We start from the raw sequence: 10803 nt of genomic DNA, 5'->3' as shown, positions 1-10803 counted from the left end.
GGCGTCCCAATACGTCAACGACCGCATCGAGACGCTCGGACGGGCGACGGTGTTGTCCGCGCTGGCGATGGTGAGTTCGCTGACCGTCATCCCCTTCCAACTCGGGAGCGGACTGCTTTCGGACGCCGCCTCCCCGCTCACCGCGCTGGCGGTCGCGGGCGGCGTACTCGTGGTCGGGTCGCTCGCCGTCCTCGGCTGGGAGTCGCCGGTGAAATCAGCCACCGGACAGCGCGCTGAGGCGGAGTAGCACCCGTATTCGGAATCTCTTTGAAGGCAGAAACCCCACGCCCCCACATGAAGGTGTTCGGGTCGAGCGGGACGAGAGGGGTCGCCAACGACGAACTAACCCCCGAGTTCGTGCTCAAAATCGCGAAGGCGGCGGGGACGGTCTGGCGCACCGACCGAATCGCGCTGGCACGGGATACGCGAGCCACGGGAGACATGCTCGCGGACGCCGCCGCGAGCGGGTTGGCGAGCGTCGGGGCGAACGTGGACCGACTCGGCGTCATTCCGACGCCCGGCGCACAGGCGTACGCCGAAAGCGAGGGCGTTCCCGCGTTGATGATAACCGCCTCGCACAACCCGCCGGAGTACAACGGCGTGAAACTCATCGGCGACGACGGTATCGAACTCGCCGTCGGCAGCCTCGAACGAGTCGAAGAGAAGTTCCTCACCGAGAAGTTCGAAGAGGTTCGCTGGAGCGAGACGGGTCACAGCCACCTCATCGAGGACTCCCGCGAGCGGTACGTCTCGCAACTGCTCGAATCCATCGATAGGGACCGAATCGCCGACGCGAACCCCACCGTCGCGCTCGACCCCGGACACGGGGCCGGATCGCTCACCTCACCCGAATTCTTCCGCAAACTCGGCTGTACCGTCGTCACGACGAACAGCCAACCCGACGGCCACTTCCCCGGTCGTGACCCCGAACCCGTCCCCGGAAATCTCGCAGACCTCGGCCGGTTGGTCGAAGCAAGCGGCGCGGACGTCGGCATCGCACACGACGGCGACGCCGACCGCGCCATCTTCTACGACGAGAACGGCCAGTACATCGAGGGAGACGCCACGCTCGCCGCGCTCGCCGCCGCACAACTCGAACCCGACGACGCCGTCGTCTCCGCCGTCAACGTCTCACAGCGCCTCGTCGATGTCGCACACGCGACGAGCGCGAGGCTCGAACTGACGCCCATCGGAAGCACCAACATCATCACGCGAATCAGAGAGCTGGAGGACCAAGGCGTGTCCGTCCCCGTCGCGGGGGAGGGCAACGGCGGCGTCTTCTTCCCGACCTACCGATTGAGCCGCGACGGCGCGTACACCGCCGCGAAGTTCCTCGAACTGCTGGCCGACGAGCGCGCGAGCGCCATCGTCGAACCGTACAACGGCTACTACAACGTTCGGACGAACATTTCCTACACGACGGACGCGGAACAGGACGCGCTCCTCGCCGCCGCCGAGCGAGAGGCCGAGGAGTCGAACGCGGAACTCAACACCCGCGACGGCTACCGACTGGACTTCGGCGACGCGTGGGTCCTCGCCCGCCCGAGCGGGACGGAACCGATGGTTCGAATCTACGCCGAGGCGCGCGAACGCCACCGCGCCGAAGAACTCGCAGAAGAGATGGAAACAGCGCTTCGCGCGGCCAAAGCGAACGTCTGAGCGCGGTTCGTTTTTTCGACTCGAACTACCCTACCGCGAGGGATACTCGTCGAGCGCGTCAGAGAGCGTGTCTTTTCGCTCCTGCGCCCGTTCGAGTTCGTCTGTCACGTCGCCGCGGGCGAGTCGGTCGCGCTCCTCGTCGGAGAGTTCCGAGCGCGCTCGTGCGGCGGTGCGGAGGCGTTCGAAGTCGTCGTCGCGGGTGAGTCGTTCCACCTCGCGGAGCCGCGTGATGGCCTCCGGCGGTGCGAAGCGGTCCGCGACGCGAATCGCCTCGTCGCACCACCAGCGGAGTTCGTTCGCGGCGGCGGGCGGCCAGTCGATGGTGAGCGGTTCGGGACCGAGACGGTCGAGGTACGTCTCGTTCGTGGCGACGGCACGCTTCAGCGCCGCGGGGTCAGCGACGTAGTGGTCGAGTTTCGACCGGGAGTAGTGCGCGTATTCGAGCAGTTCGGGGAGGGTGAGGTCCCCGGCGTCGCTGTCGAGGAGGTACGCGCGGAGTTCGTCCGGCGGTGGCTGGAACTCGATGAGAGGATAGTGTTCGGTCGCGGCGAGGAATTCTATCAGTTCGCGGACGTTCTCGTCGTGAGTGAACGATTCGAACGCCTCGGTGATGGCGTCGTTGGCGGCGTCGATGGGTTCCCGAAGCAGTTCCGTCGGGGCGTCCAAGTCGGCGTCGCCGAGTTCTCGGAGTCGTTCGAGGTCCGCGATTCGCTCCTCAAGTTCCGTTACCCGTTGTGAGACGGTGTGCCGGGCGTCCCGGTAGCGCTTGCGGGCCTCGTTTCGCTCGTCCGAGAGGGCGACGATATCTTCGGCGGGCGAAAGGGCGCTCCGTCCGCTTTCGAAATCGCGTTCGCTCAGCCGACGTTTGTCGATGGCGTTTTCAGCCCGTTCGAACGCCTCGCGCGCGGGCAAGTCGTCGGGCAGGTTCTCCACGAAGTCGGCGAACTGCCCTTGGAACTGGACGAAAGCCTGGAAGTCACCGGTTCCGGTCGCCTTCCCCTCGTAGCGGTCGAGCAGGTGCGTAGCGCGGTCGTAGGCGTCGGCGACGGCGGCGTGTACAGGCGTTTTCGGGCGTCGGAGAAGGAAAACCGCGAGTCCACGAGGTTTTCGTCTTCGAGACGGGTCAGCGCGTAGCGGACGGTTCGCGGCGGGAGCAGCGTCTCGTCCGCGAGTTCGCTCTGGGTCATCGTCTCGTTGTACTCCAATACCTTTGCGACTAGCTTCGCGCTCGGCGGCAGGTCGCGGATGGCCGCGGTCGAATCCACGTCTTGCAGCCGGTTTTCGGTCGTTCGTGAAAGCTCTGGGGCGCTCATCACATGTCCGTTTTGAATACAGGGTAATAATATTTCCTGTTCGTTCTTATTACTGTAAGGAATTAAAATCCACGTGTGGTTGCGGTGTAGCAACAGGTCGGTCACCCGAAGCCTCTTAAGATACAGGCCCTTATCCCGAGTTGATGACCGATACTGTGGATGACGTAGAACTCCCCTACGACGAGGAGAGTACGTCCCAACAGGAACAAATAGAGGCTCTCCAAGAACGTCTCGACGTCCTCGAATCACAGAACGAGGAAATGCGGGACAAGCTTCTCGATGCGAACGCAGAGAACAACAAGTATCAGCAGAAACTCGAACGGCTCACCCACGAGAACAAGAAGCTGAAGCAGTCGCCGTTGTTCGTCGCCACGGTACAGGAGATTACCGACGAAGGCGTTATCATCAAACAGCACGGCAACAACCAAGAGGCAGTCACGGAAGTGACCGAGGAGATGCGCGAGGAACTCGACCCCGACGCGCGCGTCGCCGTGAATAACTCCCTCTCTATCGTGAAGACGCTGGACGACGAAACCGACGTTCGCGCTCGCGTGATGCAAGTCACGAAGAGCCCCGAAGTGACCTACGAGGACATCGGCGGACTTGAAGAGCAGATGAACGAGGTCCGCGAGACGGTCGAACTGCCGCTCGAAAATCCCGACATGTTCCAAAAGGTCGGTATCGAGCCGCCGAGCGGCGTCCTCCTCTACGGCCCGCCGGGAACCGGGAAGACGATGCTGGCGAAGGCTGTCGCCAACCAGACCGACGCCACGTTCATCAAGATGGCTGGGTCCGAACTCGTCCACAAGTTCATCGGCGAGGGCGCGAAACTCGTCCGCGACCTCTTCGAAGTCGCCCGACAGCACGAACCCGCCGTGCTGTTCATCGACGAAATCGACGCCATCGCGTCGAAGCGTACCGACTCGAAGACGTCCGGTGACGCCGAGGTCCAGCGCACGATGATGCAGTTGCTCTCTGAGATGGACGGCTTCGAGGACCGCGGCGAAATCCGCATCATCGCGGCGACCAACCGCTTCGATATGCTCGACCGCGCCATCCTTCGCCCGGGCCGCTTCGACCGCCTCATCGAAGTCCCGAACCCCGGCGAGGAAGGCCGCGAACAGATTTTCCGCATCCACACCCGCGACATGAACATCGCGGACGACGTGGACTACGAACAACTCGCCGTCGAGACGGGCGACGCAAGCGGTGCCGATATCAAGGCCATCTGTACCGAGGCCGGGATGTTCGCCATCCGCGACGACCGCACCGAAATCAGGATGCAGGACTTCGTTGACGCCCGGGAGAAGATAGAGCAAGAAGAAGAAGAGAACGACGAAGTGTCCAAGACGTTCGCCTGAGTCGGTCAGCCTCCTCCGGTCTCCGGACTCAAAGCTTCCTGTAACACAGTTGCGGTTCGGTTTTTCTCATTTCGTTTTCGTCGCGCTCGTCAGCTCCGGAGTCACAACGCTCGTCGAGGAACCCCAATTTACACCAGCGCCGTAAAAAGTGCGTAGGGAACGCCGAACAGCAGTATCGTCATCGACACGAGAATGAGCAGGTACGAGCCGACCGTGCTCGCCGCGGTCATCCATGCGGGGTGTTCGAAATCGGCGGGAAGGTTCATACCGAACGTTTCGTCTCCCCCGTCTAAACGCTACCGGAGTGGTCAGCGGAGGATGTCGCCGATTCGGCGGGCCTGCCCGCCTATCGCGGGGTCCTTCTCCACGATACGGAGGACTTGGTGGTCGGTCACGTCGTAGTAGGATTTCCCCGTCGCCTCCTCGATGAGGTCCTTGGAAAGACGAAATTCGGTTCCTTCGTAGACGACATCGACACCTTCGTCATCGAACGAGAGCGTGGTCATACCACGGCGTTCGCCACGGTCAGGTAAAAAAGCTACAGAACGCGGCCAGGAAGACGAAGCGCGGAGAGCGGAAATCGGTGGAGCGGAATCGTCGGCACTCGTTCGTCGGACGATTACTCCACGGTTTCACTCGACATCTCCGTCGCGGGAACGCCCGCGACGGTCGCGCCCGGCGGCACGTCCCGCGTCACCAGCGAATTGGCCGCGACCTGTGCGTTCGCACCGATTTCGACGCCGGGGAGGATAATCGCGCCAGCACCGATCATGGCGCGCTCGCCGATGACGACCTCGCCGGTTCGGTACTCGTCCTGCAGAAACTCGTGGCAGAGGATGGTCGCGTCGTAGCCGATGATGGCGTGGTCCTCGACGGTGATGAGGTCGGGCCAGAACACGTCGGGCGTCGATTCCAGTCCCCACGACACCCCGCGGCCGACCGTGACGCCGATTTTTCGGAGGAGCCAGCTCTTCAACCGAAGGCTCGGATTGATCCGAACGAGCCAGATGACGAGGTAGTGTATCGCAACCCGAAGCGGACTCCGGGCGTTCGTCCAGTACTGCAAGGAGTTCAGGCCACCGGGCGTCGTGTGGTGCGCGATTCGCTCGTGGCGCCGGGTCGTGTCGTCGCTCACGACATCGACTTGCTTTCGAATTAGCTTGAACCTACCTTTCTCTCGGTCTACGGAGCACCGAATACCATTCCACGGCAGCCACTAGCAGTCTATCAGTTCGAAGAACGGTTCGAGGTCGGTGACGGCGGCGGTCGGTGTTACCGTACCGTCGTCGCGGTCGAATTCGACGATTCCCATCCCTTCCAGACGGGGGAGGTGGGAATGAAGAAGGCCGGTTTTGATACGGTCGACCTGACGGTCGGTTTTCGAACTCGTCTTGTTGGCGAGTTCGGAGACGGTCGTCGCACCGTCGCAGTTCAAGAGGACGTCGAGGACATACCGACGCTGACGATGCCCCAGTGCCTCGAATATTTCGTCCGTGTTCAGCTCTCGTTTCATACAATATCTGTCCGTATGTAACGGCTTGAGTATGGGCCGATTGACGGTCCCGTAGTGTGGTCGTTACGATCAGTTACGCAGTGCCTGTACGTGGTCGATCCGTCGCTGTACGAGTTCCTCGGTCCCGATGTCGTGGCGCATGTGCAGTCCCTCTTCGCCAGCGACCGACAGGGCGTCCTCGGCGATTGTTTCGGCGTCCGCGATTGACTCGCCGCGGCCGACGACGGCGAACGAGCGCGACGTGGTGGTGTAAATTCCGTCGTCCCGTTCGTCGACGCTGGCGTAAAACAGGATGGCCTCGCCCGCGTTCTCCTCGCTTATTTTCACCTTCGCTCCCGCTTCAGGGTCGGTCGGATACCCGTCAGGCACCGCGTACTTACAGACGGTCGCCTCCGGCGCGAAGGAAAGTTTCGGCAAGTCGTCGCCCTCGCGTGCCGCGACGAGCACGTCGAGGAAGTCCGTCGTCAGAACCGGCAGGGTGTTCATCGCCTCGGGGTCGCCGAATCGGGCGTTGAACTCGATGACGTTCACGCCATCGGCCGTGAGCATAAACTGTCCGTAGAGGACACCGCGGTAGTCGTCCAACGCCGCGACGGTCTCCTTCAGCACTTCGACGGCCTCGTGGTAGTCCTCTTCCGTCATGAACGGGAGTTCGAGCCCCGCGTCGCTGTAGCTCCCCATGCCCCCCGTGTTGGGACCCTCGTCGCCCTCGTAGGCGCGCTTGTGGTCCTGAATCGCGGGTGTGACGCGCAACTGACCGTTCGCCACGAGCGCCTGCACGGTGAACTCCTCGCCGACGAGTCGCTCTTCGAGCACCACGCGGTCGTAGTCGCTGTCGCGGAGGTACGCCTTCGCCACCTCGTCTGTCACTTGGTCGCCGATGACTTTGACACCCTTGCCGCCCGTCAACCCGGCGGGTTTGACCGCGAGGTCGCCGTCGTACTCGTCGATGAATTCACAGGCCGCCTCCATGTCGTCGAACGTCTCGAAGTCGGGGCAGCCAGGGATGTCGTGTTCCTTCATGAACCGACGCTGGAACGCCTTGTCCGTCTCGATGCGCGCCTCGTCGGCGTGGGGACCGAACGCGTAGATTCCGGCCTCGTCCAACGCGTCCGCGACACCCGCGGCGAGCGGTCCCTCGGGCCGACGACGGCGAGCGTCGCGCCGACCTCCTCGGCGTAGGCGACGACGGCCGTCGTGTTCGTCGTCTCCAGCGTCTCGAAGCCGTCCGCGAGACGGGCGATTCCGGGATTCCGGTTGCCTGCACAGGCGTAGAGGTCGGTGTCGCTGTCGGCCAACGCTCGGGCGATGGCGTGTTCGCGGCCGCCGCCACCCACCAGCAGTACGGTCTCACTCATGTGGGCACGATGTGCGCACAGCGGTGTAAACGTTGTCGTTTGACAGTGGTAAAGTATACATGTTCGTGTTCATTCCGGGCCGAATCGGTCGGTCAGCATCGTGCGGAGCGACACCGCGACGTCCTCGAAGTCCGCGATGTGCAGGCTGTCGCTCGTCAGTAGCACGCCGTGGTCGCCCACGATGACGCGACTGACGAAGCCGTCCGAGAAGGCGCGGATGGTGAGTTCATACTCGCCGATGGCCGGTTCGAACCCCTCGTCCGCGAGCCGTCTGTACGTCTCGTGGGTGTCGAAGCCGAGTCGTTCGTTCTCCACGAAGACGCTCTTTCGTTCCTTCGCCAGCTCGCGGTCCCCGCCGTACAGGTCGGTTCGGAGATACAGCAGGTCAAATCCGTCCGGCGTGAAGTGAATGGCGCTCCGGAGAGTGTCTCCGATTCCCGTCCGACAGGTCGTTGCTATCTCTTCCGCGAACTCCTCGTCGATGCCTGTTTCGGACATGTCATCACAGTACGCCAGCGACGCACATGAGTTGTTGGATTTCCTAAGAAATTGACCACTTCGGAATTTCGGATGCGCGGTCGGTTACGATGAGTGGTGGGAAACCACGACATCGAAGTTGTGAACCGCCGATGACCGCCGTGGTCACCCACGATGACGCGACTGACGAGGCCGCATAGCGAAACGATCTTCTCGAAAATCGACAGCAATGATCACACTGAATCGTACCGATTGGTACTGTAGCCTCACAGAGAATACTGTAATTCCATGAAATATACTGAAAGCTACTAAGAAATCACAAAATATACTATCTTTTACTATCACATCGGAAACCGGCTCGTATCGAATGAATCCCCATCTTTACCTCTCCCAAACCACTGCTAGATAGATATGACCGCGCCCACCGAGCGAAATCGACTCGACGAGGAGGAGAGTCCATATCTCCGCCAGCACGCCGACAATCCGGTGCATTGGCAACCGTGGGACGACGCCGCGCTCGAAGCCGCGAAGGAGCGGAACGTACCCATCTTCCTCTCCATCGGCTACTCGGCCTGCCACTGGTGTCACGTGATGGAAGAAGAGAGTTTCGAGGACGAGGACGTCGCGGAACTACTGAACGAGCACTTCGTCCCGATAAAGGTGGACCGGGAGGAACGCCCGGACATCGACGCAATCTACATGAGTATCTGCCAGCAGGTCACCGGCGGCGGCGGGTGGCCGCTGTCGGCGTGGCTGACGCCGGACGGGAAACCGTTCTACGTCGGGACGTACTTCCCGAAGCGCTCCCAGCAGGGGCGGCCGGGGTTCATCGACCTCCTCGAAAACGTCAAAAACACGTGGCAGGAGAACCCGGAGGAGATGAAAAACCGGGGCGAACAGTGGACGGACGCCATCGAGGGCGAACTGGAATCCACGCCCGAGGCGGACGACGCCCCCGGCCCGGAACTGCTCGGAAGCGCGGCCGAACAGACCGTCCGCACCGCCGACCGCGAGTACGGCGGCTTCGGGCGCGGCGGACCGAAGTTCCCACAACCGGCGCGACTCCACCTGCTCCTCCGAGCGTACGACAGGACCGGCGCGACCCAGTACCGCGATGTGGCGGTCGAGGCGCTCGATGCGATGGCCGACGGCGGCATGTACGACCACATCGGCGGGGGATTCCACCGCTACGCGACCGACCGGAAGTGGACAGTGCCGCACTTCGAGAAGATGCTGTACGACAACGCGGAACTGCCGCGCGCGTACCTCGCGGGTACCAACTCACGGGTGACGAGCGATACGCCGAACTCGTCCACGAGACGTTCGCGTTCCTCGAACGCGAGATGCGCCACCCGGAGGGCGGCTTTTACAGCACGCTCGACGCCCGGAGCGAGGACGAAACGGGCAACTACGAGGAAGGACCGTTCTACGTCTGGACGCCGAGCGACGTGTACGAAGCGGTGGAAGACGAACGCGACGACGACATCGACACCGAAACGAAGGCGGATATCGTCTGTGAACGGTACGGCGTCACGCAATCGGGCAACTTCGAGGGAAAGACTGTGTTGACCCTGACCACGGACGTTCCGGACCTCGCGGAGAAGTACGACGTGTCCGAGGACGAGGTTCGGGACGTACTCGCTGACGCCCGCCACTCGATGTTCGAAGCGCGCGAGGAGCGCGACGATATCCGCCTTCGTTTCGGTGTCGATGTCGTCGTCGCGTTCGTCTTCCACCGCTTCGTACACGTCGCTCGGCGTCCAGACGTAGAACGGTCCTTCCTCGTAGTTGCCCGTTTCGTCCTCGCTCCGGGCGTCGAGCGTGCTGTAAAAGCCGCCCTCCGGGTGGCCGCATCTCGCGTTCGAGGAACGCGAACGTCTCGTGGACGAGTTCGGCGTATCGCTCGTCACCCGTGAGTTGGTACCCCGCGAGGTACGCGCGCGGCAGTTCCGCGTTGTCGTACAGCATCTTCTCGAAGTGCGGCACTGTCCACTTCCGGTCGGTCGCGTAGCGGTGGAATCCCCCGCCGATGTGGTCGTACATGCCGCCGTCGGCCATCGCATCGAGCGCCTCGACCGCCACATCGCGGTAACTGGGTCGCGCCGGTCCTGTCGTACGCTCGGAGGAGCAGGTGGAGTCGCGCCGGTTGTGGGAACTTCGGTCCGCCGCGCCCGAAGCCGCCGTACTCGCGGTCGGCGGTGCGGACGGTCTGTTTCGGCCGCGCTTCCGAGCAGTTCCGGGCCGGGGGCGTCGTCCGCCTCGGGCGTGGATTCCAGTTCGCCCTCGATGGCGTCCGTCCACTGTTCGCCCCGGTTTTTCATCTCCTCCGGGTTCTCCTGCCACGTGTTTTTGACGTTTTCGAGGAGGTCGATGAACCCCGGCCGCCCCTGCTGGGAGCGCTTCGGGAAGTACGTCCCGACGTAGAACGGTTTCCCGTCCGGCGTCAGCCACGCCGACAGCGGCCACCCGCCGCCGCCGGTGACCTGCTGGCAGATACTCATGTAGATTGCGTCGATGTCCGGGCGTTCCTCCCGGTCCACCTTTATCGGGACGAAGTGCTCGTTCAGTAGTTCCGCGACGTCCTCGTCCTCGAAACTCTCTTCTTCCATCACGTGACACCAGTGGCAGGCCGAGTAGCCGATGGAGAGGAAGATGGGTACGTTCCGCTCCTTCGCGGCTTCGAGCGCGGCGTCGTCCCACGGTTGCCAATGCACCGGATTGTCGGCGTGCTGGCGGAGATATGGACTCTCCTCCTCGTCGAGTCGATTTCGCTCGGTGGGCGCGGTCATATCTATCTAGCAGTGGTTTGGGAGAGGTAAAGATGGGGATTCATTCGATACGAGCCGGTTTCCGATGTGATAGTAAAAGATAGTATATTTTGTGATTTCTTAGTAGCTTTCAGTATATTTCATGGAATTACAGTATTCTCTGTGAGGCTACAGTACCAATCGGTACGATTCAGTGTGATCATTGCTGTCGATTTTCGAGAAGATCGTTTCGCTATGCGGCCTCGTCAGTCGCGTCATCGTGGGTGACCACGGCGGTCATCGGCGGTTCACAACTTCGATGTCGTGGTTTCCCACCACTCATCGTAACCGACCGCGCATCCGAAATTCCGAAGT

The 10803-nt window shown here is 62.3% G+C and carries 8 protein-coding genes and 5 pseudogenes; 4 read left to right on the top strand and 9 right to left on the bottom strand.

The window, feature by feature from the left end:
* A pseudogene (locus BG842_RS19910) lies at positions 1 to 247 on the top strand (MFS transporter); the annotation flags it as partial.
* A 47-nt stretch (positions 248 to 294) separates the two neighbouring features.
* Complete coding sequence (gene glmM, locus BG842_RS19905) at positions 295 to 1659, top strand: phosphoglucosamine mutase (RefSeq protein WP_069452147.1); 1365 nt, start codon at positions 295 to 297, stop codon at positions 1657 to 1659.
* A gap of 30 nt (positions 1660 to 1689) precedes the next feature.
* Here the strand turns inward: glmM and BG842_RS19900 are convergent, their stop codons facing one another.
* Together BG842_RS19900 and BG842_RS28020 are read right to left on the bottom strand one after the other, a co-directional pair.
* Positions 1690 to 2592, bottom strand: a complete 903-nt coding sequence (locus tag BG842_RS19900) for a hypothetical protein (protein ID WP_254663322.1) — start codon at positions 2590 to 2592, stop codon at positions 1690 to 1692.
* A 119-nt stretch (positions 2593 to 2711) separates the two neighbouring features.
* Positions 2712 to 2972, bottom strand: a pseudogene (locus tag BG842_RS28020) (MarR family transcriptional regulator); the annotation flags it as partial.
* Positions 2973 to 3115: 143 nt separating this feature from the next.
* Here BG842_RS28020 and BG842_RS19895 point away from each other — a divergent pair.
* The gene (locus BG842_RS19895) at positions 3116 to 4333 is read left to right on the top strand and encodes a proteasome-activating nucleotidase (RefSeq protein ID WP_069452146.1); all 1218 of its coding nucleotides are present in this window, start codon (positions 3116 to 3118) and stop codon (positions 4331 to 4333) included.
* Between the two features lie 128 nt (positions 4334 to 4461).
* Here the strand turns inward: BG842_RS19895 and BG842_RS30170 are convergent, their stop codons facing one another.
* The 6 genes and pseudogenes from BG842_RS30170 to BG842_RS19870 form a co-directional block, all read right to left on the bottom strand.
* Complete coding sequence (locus BG842_RS30170) at positions 4462 to 4599, bottom strand: hypothetical protein (RefSeq protein ID WP_007982786.1); 138 nt, start codon at positions 4597 to 4599, stop codon at positions 4462 to 4464.
* Between the two features lie 42 nt (positions 4600 to 4641).
* Complete coding sequence (locus BG842_RS19890; protein WP_007982788.1) at positions 4642 to 4839, bottom strand: DUF5800 family protein; 198 nt, start codon at positions 4837 to 4839, stop codon at positions 4642 to 4644.
* A 113-nt stretch (positions 4840 to 4952) separates the two neighbouring features.
* Positions 4953 to 5468 carry a DapH/DapD/GlmU-related protein gene (locus BG842_RS19885; protein ID WP_007982790.1) on the bottom strand — a complete coding sequence of 172 codons (516 nt, stop codon included), beginning with the start codon at positions 5466 to 5468 and terminating at the stop codon, positions 4953 to 4955.
* A gap of 81 nt (positions 5469 to 5549) precedes the next feature.
* Positions 5550 to 5846, bottom strand: a complete 297-nt coding sequence (locus BG842_RS19880; RefSeq protein WP_069452145.1) for a helix-turn-helix transcriptional regulator — start codon at positions 5844 to 5846, stop codon at positions 5550 to 5552.
* A 69-nt stretch (positions 5847 to 5915) separates the two neighbouring features.
* A pseudogene (gene purD, locus BG842_RS19875) lies at positions 5916 to 7204 on the bottom strand (phosphoribosylamine--glycine ligase).
* A gap of 69 nt (positions 7205 to 7273) precedes the next feature.
* Positions 7274 to 7702, bottom strand: coding sequence for a hypothetical protein (locus tag BG842_RS19870; RefSeq protein ID WP_069452144.1), 429 nt, complete (start codon positions 7700 to 7702; stop codon positions 7274 to 7276).
* A gap of 390 nt (positions 7703 to 8092) precedes the next feature.
* Here BG842_RS19870 and BG842_RS28015 point away from each other — a divergent pair.
* Positions 8093 to 9363: pseudogene (locus BG842_RS28015) on the top strand (thioredoxin domain-containing protein); the annotation flags it as partial.
* 27 nt (positions 9364 to 9390) lie between these two features.
* Here the strand turns inward: BG842_RS28015 and BG842_RS19855 are convergent.
* Positions 9391 to 10470, bottom strand: a pseudogene (locus BG842_RS19855) (thioredoxin domain-containing protein); the annotation flags it as partial.
* Between the last annotated feature and the right edge of the window lie 333 nt (positions 10471 to 10803).

The organism is Haladaptatus sp. W1, from assembly GCF_001723155.1.
Taxonomy (GTDB): domain Archaea; phylum Halobacteriota; class Halobacteria; order Halobacteriales; family Haladaptataceae; genus Haladaptatus; species Haladaptatus paucihalophilus.
Note: the sequence above shows the minus strand (reverse complement) of the source record. Positions and strands in the feature narration are given on the sequence as shown.